The following is a 19,381-nucleotide window of genomic DNA, read 5'->3' as shown; positions in this document are numbered from 1 at the left end:
CTGCTCAGATGTTTTCGAAGTACTGCGAATCCGGTGTGCCGTCGATCGTCCACTCAACAAGGTAGCCGTGCGGCACGGTGTCGCGTGCGTAGTCGAGGTTGATCTGGAACGAGACCTGCTGGGGCGGAGTGCCACCGGCTGCTGCGGCGAGCGTGCGCTCGACACGGTAGAACGACGCACCGTAGTTCTGATTGACGGTCCGCAGCTGCGCAATCATGTTGATGCGCTCAGCACCGCCGCCGAACTCGTTGCCGATCAGGTGGCCACCGTCGTACTCCGGCACCTCGATGTCGTGCCTTGCGAGGAATGCGTCGGCGAACTCCGGCCCCGTGCCTCCGACCGTGCGCTGAATCGATGGCGAACGCGGAGCGTCACCCGCAACCAGGTTCTCGACGCGCACCTCGGACACGCGGCCGGCGTGGTCGGTGACGAACGTGTGCCGGAAGTCCAGGCCATCCGCTGTGTTCTGCGCGTTCGGTGTCACGACATAGGTGACGTTCGGCTGCGGGCTGTTCAGGTCGGGGTTCAGGTTGCCCTTCGTCCCGTACTGGGCCTCGACCTGCACGACCGACCCTGAGGCATCCGTCGTGAAGACGCCACGACCTTCCACCTCGTAGCGGGCGTTCGGCGTGAGGTCGGTGCGGCCGGCGAACGGGGTGCGCGCGCCGCCAGCATCCTCTGCGCTGACCTCGATCGTCGTCGTGCCGCCGGTGCGCATCGAGAGATTGCGACCGTCGACCTGGGGGGACGTCGCGTCGGGCGACGAGCTCTCCGGCGTCGTGCCAGCGGACGACGTGCCGTCAGGCGTGGCACCGTCAGGCGTGGCACCGTCAGGCGTGGCACCGTCAGGCGTGGCACCGTCAGGCGACGAGCCCTCCGGCGTCGTGCCAGCGGACGACGTGCCGTCAGGCGTGGCACCGTCAGGCGACGAGCCCTCCGGCGTCGTACCAGCGGACGACGTGCCGTCAGGCGTGGCACCGTCAGGCGTGGCACCGTCAGGCGACGCGCCGTCAGGCGTGGCACCGTCAGGCGACGCGCCAGCAGGCGTCGCACCTGCGGGCGTGTTCCCGTCGGGGGACGTAGCAGCCGGCGTCGGGCCTGCAGGCGACGTACCAGCAGCAGTCGTACCAGCGGGAGTCGTACCGTCGGGCGAGGTCGCATCCGGCGTGGTGGCGGTGCTGGTCGCGACGTTCCCGGGAGCGATCGACACGTCCCAGTGCACAGCCCCCATGTCCGGCGGCCACGGAGAGCGCGTGCCGGTCTGGGCATCGAGCGCCCAGACGTCGGTGCCATCGAAGAACGCGTTGAACCAGTGGCCGTCGCCGGAAGCGCGGTCGATGCCGACCACGACGTGCGACCCGGCGCCCATGTCACGCAGCGAATCGGCGATCTGGGTCGGTGTCAGTGCCGTCTGCGGCAATCCGGTGCGCGCTTCCATCTCGGGGATGGAGAGCGTTCCCGTGCCGGCCTCCGCCACCGGCTTGCCGTTGAGCGCGTCGAACAGGTTGGACGACGTGTTGCCGCAGTTGACCCCATAGGGCGACAGCGGGTCGTTCATGTCGTACTTCGGATTGATCTTCGCGAGCGCGTCGTCGATCTCGGCCAGCGTCAGCTCGGACTTCGGCGCACTGGTCGAGTCGTCGTCCTTCGTGCTGTTGTCCTGGCCGTCCTGGTTCTCGGGCTGCTGCGCGTCAGGCTGCTGGCCGTCGGGCTGCTGAGCGTCAGGCTGCTGAGCGTCAGGCTGCTGAGGCTGGGGCGACTGGCCATCGGCCGTCGACGCCTGGGCCGCGGAACCCGGTGTGCTGGGTGTCGCCACAGGCAGCGTCGGACGGATGAGCAGGCCTGCGGCAGCAGCGGTGCCGACAGCGGCGGCGGCGGCCTCGTCGGCCTCGATCCCCTCGTTGTCGCTGCTCTCGGACCCTTCGGCTTCTGCGGTCAGCTCGTTGTCAGCCTTGGCCGATTGCTCGGCCTCAGGCTTCTGCGGGTCGGCGTCACTCTCGGCCTCATTCGTCTTCGCTTCGCTTGCCTCAGCTTCGACGTCGGCCAGGGTGGCCTGCGCGTCGGCGTCCGGCGAGGCCTTCGTGCCTGCGGGGCCGCCCTCGGTCTTCGCACCGGCGGAAGCGCCAGCGGCTGCAGTAGGCGTGCCCTCGGTCTTGGCCTCCGGCGTCGAAGACTCGGCGGTCGATGCGTCGGGAGTACTGGCGTCGGGCGAGCCTGCGTCAGGAGTACCCGCATCCGGCGTGCCAGCATCGGGCGTGCCAGCATCCGGCGTGCCAGCATCCGGCGTGCCAGCATCCGGCGTGCCAGCATCCGGCGTGCCAGCATCCGGCGTGCCAGCGTCAGGCGTACCAACGTCAGGAGTACCCGCATCCGGCGTGCCAGCGTCGGGCGTGCCAGCGTCAGGAGTACCCGCATCCGGCGTGCCAGCGTCAGGCGTACCAACGTCAGGAGTACCCGCATCCGGCGTCCCAGCGTCGGGCGTGCCAGCGTCAGGAGTACCCGCATCCGGCGTGCCAGCGTCAGGAGTGCCAGCGTCAGGAGTACCCGCATCCGGCGTCCCAGCGTCGGGCGTGCCAGCGTCAGGAGTGCCAGCGTCGGGCGTCCCAGCGTCAGGCGTACCTGCATCCGGCGTACCTGCATCCGGCGTGCCAGCGTCGGGCGTCCCAGCGTCAGGCGTACCCGCATCCGGCGTGCCCGCATCCGGCGTACCCGCATCCGGCGTGCCCGCATCCGGCGTGCCCGCGTCGGGAGTGCCCGCGTCGGGCGTACCCGCATCCGGCGTACCCATGGCGGGAGTCCCGGCGTCGGAAGTGCCAGCGTCACCCGGAATGTCAACACTCGACCCGTCACCGGCACCACCAGCGCCGGCATCACCAGCACCCGGCTGCGGCGCACCATCACCCGGAATGTCAACACTCGACCCGTCACCGGCACCACCAGCGCCGGCATCACCAGCACCCGGCTGCGGCGCACCATCACCCGGAATGTCCACACCCGAACCGTCACCGGCACCACCAGCGCCGGCATCACCAGCACCCGGCTGCGGCGCACCATCACCCGGAATGTCCACACCCGAAGCGTCACCGGCGCCACCAGTGCCGGCGTCGCCAGCGCCCGGCTGCGGGGCGTTGTCGCCTGGCACGTCGGCGCCCTGGCCGTTGCCCGCGCCGGCTGCGGTGCCTGCACCGCCTGCACCGCCCACGCCGCCCGCGCCGGGAATGTCGGGGCTCGAAGGCCCGGAGCCCGGCGTCGGGGTGCGGCTCGGCATCGTCGGCTGCGTGCCGCCGCCTGCCACGCCGGGTGCTTCAGGTCGAGACGTCCCGGAGCCTGGCGTCGGCCGCCGGCTCGGCATCACGGCATTGATGCCGCGCCCGCCGGCAGCCATGCCGCCACCCATGATCGAGCCGAGCAGTGTGGAAGAGATGGGGTTGAAGTCCTGGCCGGTCATCTGCGACTCGACCAGACCGCTCGTGAAGCCGTCCGCAGCGCCAGCCGCGGTCTCCCCGGTGATCTGCCGCGCGGCCGACGGTCCGGTGGCGCTGCCCGTCTTGTTGCCGCCGACCGTGACCTTCGACACGGGTGCCGCGACCGCACCACCAGCGAATGCCGAGACGAACGCCGTGCCGACGTTCTGCTGCTGGTAGCGCGAGTCGTCACCCTCCGCGTGATTCATGACGGTCGTGGCGAAGGCGCTGGCGAGACCCGCCTGCAGGCCCTCCTTGGCAGCCCGCAGACCGGTGCGCGCCGCTGCGCCCTTGATGCCGCGGAGGCCCTTGAGCAGGTCGCGCAGCTTGTCGATGAGCGTCGCGATCTTGCGAGCCCACCGCATGATCGTGAGGCCGACCTTGCCGGCCATGAGCGCGGTGCCGATTCCGGCGGTGAGCGGGCCCAGGATGATCGCGAGGCCGATCTCGGCCGCGACCTCGATGGCCATCTGCTTGAGGAAGTTGCCGAGCTCGTAGCGCATCTGCTCGAGGTTGTCGGCGAAGTCGGTGAGCCACTGCTGCATCCCGGTGGCGGATGTCGCCAGCGTCGAGATGCTCGTCGCCAGACCCGTGCGGCACGCGAGCACGCTGTTCTTCTGCGGGAACGTGAGCGAGAGCACGTCGCTGCCGGCCGAGCTCGTCGTCGACGAGGCGGTGGTGAGGGTCGAGCCGAGCGTGCCCCAGGCGGTGGCCGCGTTGCGCAGCTGGCCGACATCGCCGGTCGGGATGACGACGCCGATCGTCGCGAGTGCGCCCTCGATGAGCTCCTGGAACTCGCCGAGCGGACCGGGCCAGCCCGGACCGAGGGCAGACGGCAGGCTCGCCTTCGACTGGTCGAGCGTCGCCGTCGCCTCGGCCGGCTGCGCGGACGCGGCGCTGAGGCCGGCACCGGGCTTCTCCGCGGCGTCGTACGCGCGGCCGGTGTTCGACAGGGCGGCGTCGAGGATGCGGAGGCCATTCGCGATGGAGGTGACCGCATCGAGCGTCGGGGCTGCGACCGCGTCGTAGCCCTCGGCGCCCTGGCAGAAGTCCTCGGCGGCGTTGTCATCGCCTGCCATGCCGCCGAGGCCGGAGAGCGTGCCGCTCGCCGACGACACAGCACCCTCGATGGTCTGCGCGACCGAGTAGAACTCCGCGCCGGCGGTCACAAGGCGTGCGGGATCGAGCTTGACGTCAGTCATCGTGCGTCCTTGATCAGGAGAGGTTCGTCTGGAGCGTGCTCCAGGATTCGTTCAGCTGGTTGATGGTCTGGTCGTACGCGTCGTGGGACGTCTTGGCCTGACCCTTGAGTGCCTCCGCAGCCATGCGCATGCCCTGCGCACCTGCGGCCCACGTCTCGAACTGCCCGAGGAAGGCATTCATCGCCGGCCCCTGCCACTCGTTGGGGAGCATGTAGGCGAAGCCACCGGCGCCCTGCTTGAGCGCGTCGCAGTAGCTGATCATCTGCTCCATCGTCTGGATAAGCGAGTTGAGCTCACTGACGGTGGCCTGCTGCTCAGCCATGTGCGACTCCCTGTCCCTGGTCGACGATCTGGATTGCCGGCGTCGCGACGTCGTCGGATGCGATGGGCACCCATTCGCCGCCGACCTGCTCGAGGCCGTACTCCTCGGCATCGGCGCGGGCATCGCCGATCGTGGCGCCGTCGGCGCCGGTCGTGGCCGCCCCGGCGTCGCCCGCGAGCGCTGCCCGGCTCTCGGCCGAGAGGAAGACGCCGGTGCCGATCGAGTCGTCGTCACCATCGCCGTCGGTGTCACCTGAGCCGCCGCCGGTGTACTGGCCGGTCGCGCGTCGGCCGAGCATGCCGCCGCCGAACTCCTCGACCTCACCGTCGCCCGCGTAGTCGCGGCCGAAGAACTCCGCCATGTCCTCCGCCCGATCCTCACCCCGTGCGACACGGGCACCGAGCGAGCCGCTGTTGCCCCTGATCGCGATGACGCTGTCCTGCCTGCCCGTGAAGCCCGAGCGGATGCCCGTCTCGGTCTGGGTATAGGAGCCGTCGGCTGCGATGAGGCCGGTCTGGAGCGCGGCGAGCGACGTGCGCACCTGCCCAGCCATGGCGACGAACGATGTCCAGTTCTCGCTGAACTTCGTGGCATCCTCACCCTGCCAGGTCGCGTTGGCGACGCTGTTGACGGTGCTGTTGACCGACGAGAGGTTGCTGTCGAAGGTGGCGATGACGCCGCCGATGAGCGCAGCGACCTCGCTGAGCGAGTCGGCGCGGACCTTGAAGTAGACCATGGCTGCTCCGTGGAAGGGCGATCGGGTGGATGCGGGGCTGAGGGCTGCCGACCGTGAGGCCGGCAGCCCTCAGGCGGGATCAGCCGTTGAAGGTGCCCGCGATCGCGTTCTCGCTGTCCTCGTAGGACAGCGCAGCCTGGTTCAGCAGATCGCTGATGCCCTGGAGCGACTCCTTGAGCTGGAGACCGGCCTGGTCCCACTGCGAGTAGAGCTCGTTGAACGACATCGATGCCGAGCCCTGCCAGTCACCCGAGATGAGGCCCTCGACGAGCGACTTCAGGTTCGAGAGCTGCGACTCGATCGACTGCGAGCCGGACGAGAGCTGGCCGGCGACGCCGGCGAGGGAATCGGATGTGACCTTGATCTCTGCCATGGTTTCCTCCTGATGCGAGGCGAGAATGTTGCGGATGCATCAGCAGGCAGGAGCACGAGGCCGCAAGACCGGCTGACCATTCAACGCTAGCGGCCCGCGCGGCTCCTGCACCTGGGAATTGTGCGCCAGCCATGGGGAGAAGTCCCCATGGCGTCGACTACGCGACCTGGATCCGCACGTCTCCGAGCACGAGCACGTCACCCGGCTGCGCCTCCTGCTGGGCGCCTCCGGGCTGCAGCGGGTGCAACCGTCCCTCGTGCTCGATCGAGGAGCCGTTGCTCGACCCCGTGTCGGCCACCATGATCCGTCCATCGACCAGCTCGACAGCCAGATGCACGCGCGAGACCGAACGCCCCGCATCCGTCACCTCGATCGCCTGCGCGCCGATCGCGAGCGCCTCCTGCCCCGGCTTGCGCCCGATCAGGGCTCGTCCGGTGAGCACCGCGCGATGCCCGTCCGGCAGCACGAGCTCGACGCGCTCGACAGCGACCGTGCGCGCGACGGCGGCGCTCGGCCGCGGCAGCCTCGGCGCCTGCCACGGCAGTGCGCCCGGCAGCGGCACATCCTCACCGCCGTCGCGCCTCGCCTCGGGGGCGGGGGCGGATGCCTTGGCGCGCGTCGGGCGCACCGGCGCGGGCGCCGCGGGTGCCGGCGGTGCGACGGAGGCCACCAGCTGCCCGCAGCTCGCGCAGTACATGCTGTTCGGCTGCAGGGTGGCATCGCAGTATGCGCAGCGCGCCGAGACCATGGCTTCCTCCTTGCGATCGACCGGACGATCCTATGCCGCGAGCGATCGCGGCGGCCCGCTACTGGCGCATGTCGGGCACGCGCACCGGCAGCCACCCGCCCGACGCCATGAAGACGCCGCCGCCCACCGACCTGCGGCCGAGCATCGGCTTCGGGATGGGCGAGCCGATGGCCTGCGTGCCGAGCATCGAGGCCTCCGGTGACAGCACGATCGCGCGCCGCGATCGTCGCGCCTCGGCGAACGGGCCGCCGAACAGCGTCGACATCGAGTCGGAGTCAGCGGCGGCGGCGAAGGTGGCGCGGTGCTTGATGCCGCCGAGCGCGTGCTCGATGGGGGCGTTCTTGTACTGCTCGGCGTCGTCCACCAGGATCGAGACCCGACCGTCGAACGCCGCGAGCGCCTGCTCGAGCTCGGCCGGGCTCGTGTCGGCGGCGCTGATCACCGCGATGCCCCGCGCCTCGGCCGCCTCGGTCAGGATCGAGGGCCGCGGCGCGACGACGAGCAGCGGCTCGCCGCGATGCGCGAGCTGGTGCAGCATCGCCGCGAGCACGCTCGAGCGGCCCGAACGGCGCGGGCCGGCGACTGCGAAGCCACCGTCCTCCGGCCAGTCGAGCGTGAAGCGCGAGAGCCTGTCGCCGCCGACCGCGACGACGATGCCGTCCGGGTCGGTGGTGTCGCCGGCAGGCAGCTCGTACGCCTGCGTGAGCGACATGTAGTTCGGCAGCGGATCGACGCGGAACGGCTGCGGCAGCTGCTCGAGCTCCGGGAAGCCGTCGTAGTGGTCGCGCACGTGCTCGACCACGCGGCGCAGCGCCGTCGTCTGCGCCTCGCCACTGGTGTCGCGCAGCAGCACCGCCAGCTGCGCCTCAACACCCTGCGCCCCGAACAGCACGCGCCCCGGGGGCAGGTTGAGCGGGATGTCCCGCGCCATGATGCCGGCGGTGCGGTAGTCGTTGATGTCGCGCATGGGCAGCACATACTGCGTGTCGATGAAGGCGGCGATCTTGTCGCCCGAGATGCCGCGATCGCCCGACATCACGACGCGCACACCCACGGCCGGGCCCTCGCGCAGCACCCGCATGACCTGATCACGGAACGCGATCAGCGCATCCGGGTTCATGGTCGAGAGCATGCGGTCCCACCCGTCGACGGCGAAGATCGCGAACGGCAGGCGATCCTCCGGCCGCGCCTGCTGGCGCTGCTCGCGGATGTGGCCGACGCCGGCGCTCGAGAGCACCCCCTGCCTGCGGCCGAGCTCTTCGAGCAGCCGCTGCATGAGCCGCGGCAGTCGGTCGCTGTCGAGCTGCGTCACCACGGCGCCCGCGTGCGGTGCATCGGCCAGCGGCATGAGCGCGCCGTTGCCGAAGTCGGCGATGTACAGGTGCAGGTCGGCGGGCGTCATGCGCTGCACTGCCTGCGCGAGCACCGTGCGCAGCGCCGTGGTGCGGCCCGACATCGAGCCGCCCATGAAGAGCAGGTGCGAGCCCCGCTCGAGATCCCAGGTGAGCACGCGCTGCGACTGCTCGGCCGGCACGTCTTCGAGGCCGAGCGCGATCTCGCTGGGCGCCAGCTCGTGCTCGGCGAGCCGCTCGAGCGGCAGCACCGCGGGCAGCGGCAGCAGCCACGGCGAGGGGTTCTTCTCGATGCCGAGCTCGGCGGTCGCGCGAGACACCATCTCGACGAGGGCCCGCAGATCGGTGTCGTCGAGGTCGCGGTTCTCGTCGTGGGTCGCCATCGAGCGCGGGTAGCGCGCGGGGAAGCCGAGGTCGTCCCACAGCAGCTCCGCCTTCGGCGGCAGCGCCTTCGCCGTGCGCTTGGCGCCCGGGCGCAGGCCGGCCACGCGCGCCGTCTGGAAGCCCTGCGGCGCCGACGAGGGGCCGAGCCTGACGTAGCCGCGGCCAGGCGTCGAGGGTGAGATGAGGGATGCCTCTGCCGAGCCGATGATGTCGGAGGAGTCCGCGCGGTCGGTGACGCGCAGCGCGACGCGCAGGTTGATGTTCGACTGCATCTCGGGCGTCACGATGCCGGAGGGCCGCTGCGTGGCGAGCACGAGGTTGACGCCCAGGGAGCGGCCGACGCGCGCGATGCGCACGAGACCGTCGATGAACTCCGGCAGCTCGGTCTTGAGCTCGGCGAACTCGTCGATCACGATCATGAGCCGCGCCAGGCCGCGGCTGGCGGCCGTCTCCGCGTCGCGCGCCCAGGCGTTGTCGATGTCCTTCGCGCCCATGTCGCGCAGCACGCGCTCACGGCGCTTGAGCTCTGCGTCGAGCGAGGCGAGCGCGCGCTCGGTCTCCCGCGCGTCGAGGTTCGTGACCATGCCGACGGTGTGCGGCAGCCGCTCGCAGTCGGCGAAGGCCGAGCCGCCCTTGTAGTCGACCAGCACGAAGTTGAGGGCGTCGGGCCGGTTCGCCATCGCGAGCCCGATCACGAGCGCCTGGAGGAACTCCGACTTGCCGGAGCCGGTGGTGCCGGCGACGAGCGCGTGCGGCCCGTCTCGCGAGATGTCCAGCGCGAACTCGCCGTCGGCGTTGGCGCCGACGACCACGTAGGTGTTGCGCGGCCGCTGCTCCCAGCGGTGCACGAGCGCCGAGTGGTCGTCGAGGTCGATGCCGAGCAGGTCGACCATCCGCACGCTCGTCGGCAGCATCGCCTCGTCGCCGACCCCGGAGACGTGCTGCAGCGAGCACAGCGAGCGGCCCAGCTGCTCGACGTGCGCGAGCGACATGCCGTCCAGCAGCACCACCGGGTAGTACGCCGCATCGGTCTCGAGCCGCCCGAGCGAGGCGTCGGCCGCGTCGACCACCAGCACGCTCTTCGCCTCCTCGGGCAGCCGCGCCCGATCGGTCTCGAGGGCGATGACGTGGATGCCGTGCTCGGCGCCGTGCTCGAGCAGCGGCACCATGCCCGGCAGCATGCGGAAGCGGCGCGCCCCGTCGACGAGCACGATGATGTCGGTGCCCGGGTCGAACCCGCGCTGGCCGGCCATGCGCATCCGCACGTCGAGCGCGACCGTCAGCTCGCGCAGCCGCTCGCGGCGCGAGTCGTCGGTGTTGCCGATCTGCGCCGGCACGTTGTCGACCAGCTGGATGTGCGGGAGCCACTTCGTCCATGCCCAGTCATCGGATGCGTCGTCGCCGCAGATGACGATGAGCTCGGTCTCGCGCGGCGAGCGGAGCGTCGCGATGGAGGCGAGCATCGACCGGGCGACGCTGCGCACGGCCTCGGTCTCCCCCGCGATGCCGGCGACGCCCGCGCGCAGGTCGATCGCCACCGGCGCCGGCGCGACGCCGACGCGCCGCTCGCCCGCGCGATCCCTGCCGCCGCCCTCGAAGCCCACGTCGAGCGCGACCTCGGTGACGCCGACGCGCACCTGCAGCGCGTCGTCGTCGCGCCGACGGCGCTCCCACAGCCGCGACAGCGGGCGCATCGCGATGTCGCGCAGCACCACCGGGTCCGGCAGCCGATACCAGGCGTCGAGCCGCTGGAGGCGCACCAGGTCGGTGATGCGGCGGCCGGCCGCGGCGACCTCGTCGCGCCACTGCAGCTCGGTCTTGACGCCCTTCTTCTTCGCCAGCTTGCGGTTCGTGAGGAAGGAGCCGATGACCATGATCGGGCTGGCCGCCGCCATCATCAGCATGATGGGGCGGTTGAAGACGACCGCCATGGTGACGCCCAGCACCACGGGGATGATCGCCGACAGCCACGGCATCGGCGACTGGTCGGGATCCTCGGGCTTGTCGCCGGGCAGGGGGACGACCGGCCGGGCCTTCTGCGGCGCGATGCGGGAGGGCCGGTTGAAGCCGCGCGCGCCCAGCACGGGCGTCAGGTCGGCGTCGGTGGCCGGCGCGATGCCGAGCCGGAGCATCGATGCGCCGAGCTGCAGCAGGTCGGAGGGCACGATCTCGGTCTCGCCCTCGAGCGGCTCGCCGTTGACGTAGGCGCGGGCGCCCTCGGCGGGCACGACTGTCGCCAGCAGGGGTGCGGGACGGCCGTCCTCGCGGGGCTCGCGACGGACCCGGATGGTCGCGTGCACGGGCTGGAGCGCGGGGTCGTTGACGCGCAGGTCGGCCGAGCCCGAGCCGACCGTGATGCTGCCCTCGGTGCCCACCGGGAAGGTCTGCCCCGCGAACGGGCCGCCGACCACCTCGAGGCGCAGCGTGCCCGCGGGCAGCAGCGACGAGGCCCGCGCCGGCACCACCGCGCCCGACAGCAGCTGCGACTGCACCAGCGGGGTGCCGGCCGGTCCATCCGCCAGCAGCTCGGGGTGCACGCCCAGGGACTCCGCGACCTCGGCGACCGTGGTCGCGTCGTCGACCTTCAGCATCCAGTCCGAAGTATCGCCCTCGGCACCGGATTCGCTCAGCGACAGCCGCACCGTCATCGTGCTCCTCCTGGGGTCATGCGTCCACGCGGGCGAAGAGCCCGAGCAGCGGGTCGAAGATGCCCGTCGAGCCGCCCGTCTCCTCGACGGGCGGCGGCGGGATGAACGAGGTCGCGACGCTGTGGTCGTCGTCGTCGGGGTCGGGATCGGCGGGGGCCGCGAGCGCGATCGGCCCCGAGGTCGGCAGCCCGCTCGAGGCGGTCGCGAGCGTCACCGAGCCGCTCGCCTGCTCGCCGCTCGGCGTCGCCACGTGGTAGCTGAACTGGTCGACAGCCGCGTCGTCCGCGGGGGCGTAGAGCACGTTGCCGTCCGGGCTGCACACCACGATGCCGTGCGCGGCGCTCCCGCAGCCGACCAGCACCGCGGCGTCGGCGCCGGCGCCCTGCACGAGCTCGCGGATGCTGAGCGGCGAGGAGCTGCCCGGCGTGCGCTCGTGCCAGACCGACATCGCCTGCAGCGTGCCGTCGCTGTCGGTGTAGACGTGCACTGGCAGCTGCACCGGCTGCGACCAGGAGCCGAAGCGGTCGCCGAAGCGCACCGCGATCTCGGCCGTGCCGGAGAACGAGGCGGAGGCCGTGAACCGCACGTGCATGGGCAGCGCCGAGGCGGTGCCCGCCTCCGCCGGCTCGACGGCGCCGACGTCGACGAAGCCGCCGTCGGTGCACACCGAGCACTCGATGCCGAGGTCGGTGAGCGGCACGAGCACGGTCGTGCCTGCGGCGATCGGATGCGCCGCGGCCGCTGGGCGCACGGCCGGCGCCTCGGGCGGCGCGAGGGTGACGCGGTAGTCGAACCCGATCGTGGTGCGGCCGTTCGTGAGCGGCACCGGCACGATCACCGTGCCGAGCGACGCATCCCAGGCATCGGTCGCGAACCGCAGCTCCTCCGCCGAGCACTCGACCAGCAGATCGGTGGCCGCGAGCGGCGCCGCGCAGTCGGCGACGGTCCAGCCGGGCGCCGGCTTCACGACGATCTCCCCCAGGTACGGGATCGCCACCGCATTGGGCCCGCTGTAGCCGGTGGCGGCGGCCGGGGTGGTGCCGAGCGAGGCGAGCGTCGCGGCAGTCAGTACGGCGAGCGCGAGCATTGCCCGTGGCATCCGCGCCCCTCCCGTCGCCAGAACCGTCCAGGGAAGCCAGCGAGCTTCCGCCTACGATGGAGCATCGTACCGAGCCGCCGGTGGCCCAACCTGAGCGAGGAGCATGCGTGACCGATCAGCAGCGTCGTCGAGACCTGCGCGGCGCCCCCGCGCTCGCTGAGCAGACGCAGACCGCGGAGGACACCTCGCGCGGCCTGCCCGCTGACGACGCGGTCGCGCCGGGCACCGGCATGGGCTGGGAGCGCGGCCAGGTGTCGCTGCGCGTCGCCGCCGAGCGGCCGCCGCTGAGCAGCTCCGGCGACGTGCTGCCCGAGCTCGAGGAGCTGCGCACCCCTCCCCGCCGCTGGTACAAGCATCCGGCCTTCATCGTCTCGCTGATCCTCACCGTGCTCGCGATCGGCGCCGGCGTCGCCTGGTTCGTCGTCTCGGTCGTGCTCGCGCCGGATGTGCGGGTCACCAACCTGCAGCTGACGATCGACGCGGGCAACGCGCACCTCGACTGGGACGGTCCCGATGCGCCGTACAGCGTGATAGCCGTCGACGGATCCGGTGCGCAGGTCGACCTCTCGCAGCTCGTGCGCGGCACCGAGAGCTGGATCTACTCGGCGGGCGGCTTCTACGGCGCCGACACCTGCTTCGTCGTGCGCCCGGCGAGCGCGACGGGAGAGGTGCGCATGGACGCCGCCGCTCTCGAGGCGGAGGGAGGCGCGAGCGCGTGCGTCGCAGACGCTCAGCAGTAGCGCTGCTCGCACTGGTCGCGCTGACGGGATGCTCCGCCGCCGCCGAGCCCGTGCCGGTGCCCGAGCACGTCGACCTGTCGACGCTCGACCCGCAGGGGCAGCCGGGCAACGGGCTGTGGCTGCTCTCGGGCGACGCGGCCGTCGCCGAGATCTCGCAGGCGATCCGGGCAGCCGGCGGCGTGCGCTACGAGGGCTCCTTCGTCGAGACGATCGAGAGCGAGGATCCGGAGGTGCCGCCCACCACCGGCCGCTCGCTCGATGTCGCGTTCCAGGGAGCGTCCGACCGCTTCAGCGCCACCGTCGACGCCGGCACGAGCCATGTCGAGATCGTCGTCGCCGACGGCCTGACGTACCTGCGGGGCAACCGCGCCTACGCCGATCGCACAGGGATCGCCGAGTTCGCCGAAGGCTTCGTGTGCACGGCGAGCGCGGAGGCGCTGCTCGCCGAGTGGCGACCGCTGCTCGACCCCGCGGCGCTCGTCGAGGAGCTCGCGCTCGGCGCCGACCCGCTCGCCGTGGAGCCGCGGATCGGCGACAGCGAGACGCTCACCGTCGTGCTCGGCTCGGGTGACGCCCCGGTGGGTCGGCTGCTGGTGGAGGCTGAGGGCGCGCCGCTGCCCCGGCTGCTCGAGGCCGCCGACACCTCGGGCGACGGCTCCTTCACATTCACCGGATGGGGCGAGCCGGTCGCCGTGGAGGCGCCGGGCGAGCTCGCCCGGCCGTGTCGCTGAGTCTGCGAACGAGGAACGGCCCGGGCGCGAGCCCGGGCCGTTCCTCGTCGTGCTGCGTCAGCCGCGAGCTCGCTCGTAGGCTGCGAGCCGCTCGGCGTTCTCGGCGTTGAACTCGTCCATCGACTGCCGGTTCCACTCGCGCGCCTTGCGGCCGCGGCGAGCGACGATGCCGCCGACCCAGACCGGCACCTCGCGGGCGATCACGAACGCCAGCACCGACAGCGGCGCGAGCAGCAGCTGGCCCAGCGCCTGCGGGTCGATGCCGGGCAGCGCCGTGTAGGCGGTCCATCCACCCTGCTCCTCCATGAAGGCGCCGCCGATGTGCGACGCGTAGACGAGCAGCGCGACGATGAAGGCGCCCAGCACGTGCGCCCACCAGCCGGCGCGGTTCACGATGAGCGTCACGATCCAGTAGGCGAGGAAGAAGACCACCACCGGCAGCAGGAACGAGGGTCGCAGCCACACCGACTCGAGCGTCTCCATCGCGTTGAACTCGCGGTCGAAGAGGTAGCCGACGGCGAAGTAGGCAGCGGCGAAGACGATCGCGAAGATGAGCGTCGCGAGCAGCGTGACCGCGAAGCCCACGCCCCGCGCGCCCTTGCGGCGCGGCGGCATCGGCTCCTCGACGAGCACGATGGGCGTGCCTCCACCGGCGGCGGCACGGGCGGTCTCGTCGTCGACCGGGATCGACGAGGCGGGCACCTCATCGCGGATGATGCCGAACCGCTCCGTGCGCTCGGGCTCCGGCTGCGCGTCGAGCACCCGCGTTGCGGCACCGGTGTCGGCCTGCTGGGCGTCCATCGCCTGTGTCGGCTGGTCGCCGGCGCGCTGGGTCTCCATCGCCTGCGTCGGAGCCGGCTCCGAGAACTCCGGGGCGCCTGCATCGCGGTCGCCGGAGCGCGACGCAGCGACCGCGCCACCGGCAGCCAGGCCGCCGGCGGCGACGCCCGCTGCCGTGCCGTCCGCGCCGTCGCCGCCGGCCGGTTCGCCGTCTGCGCGGCGGCGCAGGCCGAACGAGGGGCGGCGGGGCTCGACGAGCGCCGGCGGCTCGGCACCGTCGGCTGCGTTCGCGCCTGCCGCGTCGGCTTCAGGGTGCTGCTCGAGCGAACTCTCCGCGGCCTCGCCGTGCGCCGCGTCGGCGGAGCCGCGGGCGTCGTCCGGATGCGCGGCGGAGTGCGAGGGCCCCCGCAGCGTCGACGGAGCGATCACCGTCGGCTCGATGGAGGCGTCGTCGCTGGATCCGCTGTCGGAGGCGTTGCGGCCCTCCCGCTCTGCGGGTGCGCTCTCGTCGGCGTCGACCGGATCCCGGCCGGCCTGCGCGTCGTGCTCGACCAGCGGTTGGTGCTCGTCGTGATCCTGGACCGAGACCGCCGCGACCTCGGCCTCGTCGGGCGCGAGCTCCGCTGAGTCGTACGTGACCTCCGGCTCGGCCTCGGCCTGCTCATCCGTCGCAGAATCGGCACTGTCGGCTGCCGGCGTCTCGGCGGGCGTGCTGCCGAAGAACCGATCGCGCCACGAGGTGGGCTGCTCGTCGCTCATCGTCAAACCTCCTGAAGCGGCACGGTGCCGCGTCGTCGGCTGATTCTAGGCACGCAGCGGTGTGCGTCGGCTGCGGCGCACCGCTCGAGGTCCAATCACGGGGAACGGCGCAGGGGCCGCACCCGAATCGGATGCGGCCCCTGCACGTGCGATCGATCAGACGATCTGACCGGGCTCCTCCGTGAACTCGCCGCCGGTGAAGGCGTCGAAGTCGAGGTAGGAGAGGTCGGACTCGTCCACGCCGCCGGCATCGGCGAACAGGCGGTTCGGGTAGCGCTCCGCCTTCGCCTCCTCCGTGGCCTCGACCGAGACGTCGCGGTAGCGCGACAGGCCGGTGCCCGCGGGGATGAGCTTGCCGATGATGACGTTCTCCTTGAGGCCCAGCAGCGGGTCCCGCTTGCCGGCGAGCGCCGCCTCCGTGAGCACCTTGGTGGTCTCCTGGAACGACGCGGCCGACAGCCACGACTCCGTCGCGAGCGACGCCTTCGTGATGCCCATGACCTCCTGGCGGGCCGAGGCGGTCTTCTTGCCATCGGTCAGCGCGGCACGGTTGAGGTCGTTGTACCGCGAGCGGTCGACGAGCTCGCCGGGCAGCAGGCCCGTCTCACCGTGATCGACGACCGTGACCTTGCGGAGCATCTGCCGGACGATCACCTCGATGTGCTTGTCGTGGATCGGCACACCCTGCGAGCGGTACACGTCCTGCACACCCGAGACCAGGTGCTTCTGCACCTCGCGGACACCGCGCACGCGCAGCACCTCCTTCGGGTCGACCGCACCGATCTGGAGCTGCTGCCCCTGCTCGACGTGGTCGCCGTCGCCGACCAGGAGGGTCGCGCGGCGGAGCACCGGGTAGGCGAACTCCTCATCGCCGTTGTCGGGCGTGATGACGATGCGCTTGGACTTGTCGTCCTCCTCGATGCGCACCCGCCCGGCAGCCTCCGCGATGGGCGAGGCGTTCTTCGGGGTGCGAGCCTCGAAGAGCTCCGTCACACGGGGCAGACCCTGCGTGATGTCGCTCGCGCCGACCGAGCCACCGGTGTGGAACGTGCGCATGGTGAGCTGCGTGCCGGGCTCGCCGATCGACTGGGCGGCGATGATGCCGACCGCCTCGCCGATGTCGACGAGCAGACCGGTGGCCAGCGAGCGGCCGTAGCAGCGGGCGCAGACGCCGACCGCCGACTCGCACGTGAGCACCGAGCGCACCTTGACCGTCTCGATGCCCGCCGCGATGAACGCGCGGATCTCGCGGTCGCCGATGTCCTGACCGCCCGTCGCGAGGACCGTGCCGTCCGCAGCCACGACATCCGTCGCCAGGTTGCGGGCGTACACCGCCGACTCGACGTTCTCGTGCAGCACGAGGTTGCCGTCGATCGTCTCGGCGATCGGCACGTCCAGGCCGCGCTCGGTGCCGCAGTCGTCCTCACGGATGATGACGTCCTGCGACACGTCGACGAGACGACGCGTCAGGTAGCCCGAGTCGGCCGTGCGGAGCGCGGTGTCGGCCGAGCCCTTGCGCGCACCGTGCGTGGCGATGAAGTACTCCGCCACCGTCAGGCCCTCGCGGTACGAGGAGATGATCGGACGAGGGATGACCTCACCCTTCGGGTTGGTCACCAGACCGCGCATGCCGGTGATGTTTCGCACCTGGATCCAGTTGCCGTTGGCGCCTGCGGTGACCATGCGGTAGATCGAGTTGTCCTTGTCGAAGGCCTCCTGCGTGTCCTTCTGGACATCGTTGGTGGCCTTGGTCCAGAGCTCGGTCAGGTCGCTGCGACGCTCGGCGTCGGTGATGAGACCCTTCTCGAACTTCGACTGGATCTTGGCGGCCGCCTCTTCCGCGGCAGCGACGATCTCCTCCTTGTGCTCCGGCGTGATGACGTCGGAGAGCGCGACCGAGATGCCGGAGCGCGTTGCCCAGTAGAAGCCGGCGTCCTTGATCTTGTCGAGCGTCTGCGCGACGACCACCTTCGGGTAGCGCTCTGCGAGGGCGTTCACGATGAGCGAGATGACCGGCTTGGTCGCCGCCTCTGCCACGAACGGGAAGTCCGCCGGCAGCAGCTCGTTGAAGAGCGCGCGGCCGAGGGTCGTCTCGTGCAGGAAGGTCTCGCCGTCGACGAAGCCCTCAGGGCGGTCCTGGTCGCGGAAGACCAGGCCGTCCAGGCGCAGGCGCACGGTCGAGCCGATGTTCAGCGAGCCCTGGTCCATGGCCATGATCGCCTCGGCGACCGAGGAGAACGCACGGCCGGTGCCGATGCCGTCCTCCTTGACCGTGGTCAGGTGGTGCAGACCCGAGACCATCTCGTGCGAGGGCAGCGTCACCGGGCGGCCGTCGGACGGCTTCAGGATGTTGCTGGATGCGAGCATCAGCACGCGGGCCTCGGCCTGCGCCTCGACCGAGAGCGGCAGGTGCACAGCCATCTGGTCACCGTCGAAGTCGGCGTTGAACGCCGCGCAGACGAGCGGGTGCAGCTGGATGGCCTTGCCCTCGACGAGCAGCGGCTCGAAGGCCTGGATGCCCAGTCGGTGCAGCGTGGGCGCACGGTTCAGCAGCACGGGGCGCTCGCGGATGATCTCCTCGAGCACATCCCACACCTGCGGCTTCGAACGCTCCACCATGCGCTTGGCGTGCTTGATGTTCTGCGAGTGGCCCAGGTCGATCAGGCGCTTGATGACGAACGGCTTGAACAGCTCGAGCGCCATCTGCTTCGGCAGACCGCACTGGTGCAGCTGCAGCTGCGGGCCGACCACGATGACCGAGCGGCCGGAGTAGTCGACGCGCTTGCCGAGCAGGTTCTGGCGGAAGCGCCCCTGCTTGCCCTTGAGCATGTCGGAGAGCGACTTCAGCGCGCGGTTGCCGGTGCCCGTGACGGGACGGCCACGACGGCCGTTGTCGAACAGGGCGTCGACAGCCTCCTGCAGCATGCGCTTCTCGTTGTTCACGATGATCTCGGGAGCACCGAGGTCGAGCAGGCGACGCAGGCGGTTGTTGCGGTTGATGACGCGGCGGTAGAGGTCGTTCAGGTCGCTGGTGGCGAAGCGGCCACCGTCGAGCTGCACCATCGGGCGCAGCTCCGGCGGGATGACCGGGACGACGTCGAGCACCATCGCAGCCGGGCTGTTGCCCGTCTGCAGGAAGGAGTTGACGACCTTCAGGCGCTTGATCGCGCGGATCTTGCGCTGGCCCTTGCCCTCGGCGATCTGCTGGTGCAGGTCCTCGCCCTCGGCGACCAGGTCGAACGAGAGCAGGCGGAGCTTGATCGCCTCGGCGCCCATGTGGCCCTCGAAGAACTCGCCGTACAGGTCGACGAGGTCGTGGTACGTCGCGTCCTCGGCCTTCAGGTCGCCGACCTTGAGCGTGCGGAAGTCGTCGAAGACCTTCTCCATCTGTGCGATCTCGTCGTCGGCGAACTTGCGCAGCTGCGCCATCTCGCGCTCGCCGGCGTCCTTGACCTTGCGCTTCTGGTCGGCCTTCGCGCCCTCCTCCTCGAGCTGGGCGACATCGGTCTCCAGCTGCGACAGACGAGCGGCGATGTCCGCGTCGCGGCGCTTCTCGATCTCGCCGACCTTCAGGCGCAGCTCCTGCTCGAGCTGCGGCAGGCGCTCGTGACGAGCCTCCTGGTCGACAGAGATGATCATGTACGCGGCGAAGTAGATGACCTTCTCGAGGTCCTTCGGCGCCATGTCGAGCAGGTAGCCGAGACGACTGGGCACGCCCTTGAAGTACCAGATGTGCGTGACCGGGGCGGCGAGCTCGATGTGGCCCATGCGCTCACGGCGCACCGACGACTTCGTGACCTCGACACCGCAGCGCTCGCAGACGATGCCCTTGAAGCGCACGCGCTTGTACTTGCCGCAGGCGCACTCCCAGTCGCGGCTCGGGCCGAAGATCTGCTCGCCGAACAGGCCGTCCTTCTCCGGCTTCAGCGTGCGGTAGTTGATGGTCTCGGGCTTCTTCACTTCGCCGTGAGACCAGCCCCGGATGTCGTCGGCCGTAGCCAGGCCGATCCGCAGCTCATCGAACGTTGTTGCGTCGATCAATG

11 protein-coding genes are annotated in these 19,381 nt (G+C 71.1%); 2 read left to right on the top strand and 9 right to left on the bottom strand.

The annotated features are described in order from the left end of the window. Positions 1 to 4 precede the first annotated feature (4 nt). The 7 genes from J1M46_RS15525 to J1M46_RS13415 form a co-directional block, all read right to left on the bottom strand. Entirely contained in the window at positions 5 to 4,666 is a 4,662-nt protein-coding gene (locus J1M46_RS15525; protein WP_241249127.1) for a DNA/RNA non-specific endonuclease, read from the bottom strand. 13 nt (positions 4,667 to 4,679) lie between these two features. Next, positions 4,680 to 4,988 carry a hypothetical protein gene (locus J1M46_RS13440; RefSeq protein WP_206448259.1) on the bottom strand — a complete coding sequence of 103 codons (309 nt, stop codon included), beginning with the start codon at positions 4,986 to 4,988 and terminating at the stop codon, positions 4,680 to 4,682. After that, entirely contained in the window at positions 4,981 to 5,724 is a 744-nt protein-coding gene (locus J1M46_RS13435) for a WXG100 family type VII secretion target (RefSeq protein ID WP_206448258.1), read from the bottom strand. Before J1M46_RS13435 ends, J1M46_RS13440 begins: the two co-directional genes overlap by 8 nt. Before the next feature lie 79 nt (positions 5,725 to 5,803). Then, the gene (locus J1M46_RS13430; protein WP_206448257.1) at positions 5,804 to 6,097 is read right to left on the bottom strand and encodes a WXG100 family type VII secretion target; all 294 of its coding nucleotides are present in this window, start codon (positions 6,095 to 6,097) and stop codon (positions 5,804 to 5,806) included. 157 nt (positions 6,098 to 6,254) lie between these two features. Then, entirely contained in the window at positions 6,255 to 6,845 is a 591-nt protein-coding gene (locus J1M46_RS13425) for an FHA domain-containing protein (RefSeq protein ID WP_206448256.1), read from the bottom strand. A 58-nt stretch (positions 6,846 to 6,903) separates the two neighbouring features. Beyond that, positions 6,904 to 11,229 (bottom strand): FtsK/SpoIIIE domain-containing protein, encoded by a 4,326-nt coding sequence (locus J1M46_RS13420; protein ID WP_206448255.1) that lies wholly within the window; start codon positions 11,227 to 11,229, stop codon positions 6,904 to 6,906. Between the two features lie 16 nt (positions 11,230 to 11,245). After that, a complete protein-coding gene (locus J1M46_RS13415) occupies positions 11,246 to 12,328 on the bottom strand; it encodes an Ig-like domain-containing protein (protein ID WP_206448254.1) in 1,083 nt (360 codons plus the stop codon). Between the two features lie 107 nt (positions 12,329 to 12,435). On the opposite strand from J1M46_RS13415, the gene J1M46_RS13410 reads away from it, so the two are divergent. Together J1M46_RS13410 and J1M46_RS13405 are read left to right on the top strand one after the other, a co-directional pair. Beyond that, positions 12,436 to 13,068 (top strand): hypothetical protein, encoded by a 633-nt coding sequence (locus J1M46_RS13410; protein WP_206448253.1) that lies wholly within the window; start codon positions 12,436 to 12,438, stop codon positions 13,066 to 13,068. Continuing rightward, positions 13,044 to 13,799, top strand: a complete 756-nt coding sequence (locus J1M46_RS13405; protein ID WP_206448252.1) for a hypothetical protein — start codon at positions 13,044 to 13,046, stop codon at positions 13,797 to 13,799. Before J1M46_RS13410 ends, J1M46_RS13405 begins: the two co-directional genes overlap by 25 nt. A gap of 57 nt (positions 13,800 to 13,856) precedes the next feature. Here J1M46_RS13405 and J1M46_RS13400 read toward each other — a convergent pair whose 3' ends face one another. Further along, positions 13,857 to 15,338 carry a DMT family transporter gene (locus J1M46_RS13400; protein ID WP_206448251.1) on the bottom strand — a complete coding sequence of 494 codons (1,482 nt, stop codon included), beginning with the start codon at positions 15,336 to 15,338 and terminating at the stop codon, positions 13,857 to 13,859. Positions 15,339 to 15,494: 156 nt separating this feature from the next. Beyond that, positions 15,495 to 19,379: a DNA-directed RNA polymerase subunit beta' gene (gene rpoC, locus J1M46_RS13395; RefSeq protein WP_206448250.1), complete on the bottom strand. Its 3,885-nt coding sequence runs from the start codon at positions 19,377 to 19,379 to the stop codon at positions 15,495 to 15,497. Positions 19,380 to 19,381: the final 2 nt, after the last annotated feature.

The organism is Agrococcus sp. KRD186 (genome assembly GCF_017168255.1).
GTDB lineage: Bacteria > Actinomycetota > Actinomycetes > Actinomycetales > Microbacteriaceae > Agrococcus.
Note: the sequence above shows the minus strand (reverse complement) of the source record. Positions and strands in the feature narration are given on the sequence as shown.

Excerpts from the sequence above, each read along its gene's own strand:
- J1M46_RS15525 (WP_241249127.1), bottom strand. The coding sequence starts at position 4,666 with ATGACTGACGTCAAGCTCGATCCCGCACGCCTTGTGACCGCCGGCGCG.
- J1M46_RS13440 (WP_206448259.1), bottom strand. The coding sequence starts at position 4,988 with ATGGCTGAGCAGCAGGCCACCGTCAGTGAGCTCAACTCGCTTATCCAG.
- J1M46_RS13435 (WP_206448258.1), bottom strand. The coding sequence starts at position 5,724 with ATGGTCTACTTCAAGGTCCGCGCCGACTCGCTCAGCGAGGTCGCTGCG.
- J1M46_RS13430 (WP_206448257.1), bottom strand. The coding sequence starts at position 6,097 with ATGGCAGAGATCAAGGTCACATCCGATTCCCTCGCCGGCGTCGCCGGC.
- J1M46_RS13425 (WP_206448256.1), bottom strand. The coding sequence starts at position 6,845 with ATGGTCTCGGCGCGCTGCGCATACTGCGATGCCACCCTGCAGCCGAAC.
- J1M46_RS13420 (WP_206448255.1), bottom strand. The coding sequence starts at position 11,229 with ATGACGGTGCGGCTGTCGCTGAGCGAATCCGGTGCCGAGGGCGATACT.
- J1M46_RS13415 (WP_206448254.1), bottom strand. The coding sequence starts at position 12,328 with ATGCCACGGGCAATGCTCGCGCTCGCCGTACTGACTGCCGCGACGCTC.
- J1M46_RS13400 (WP_206448251.1), bottom strand. The coding sequence starts at position 15,338 with ATGAGCGACGAGCAGCCCACCTCGTGGCGCGATCGGTTCTTCGGCAGC.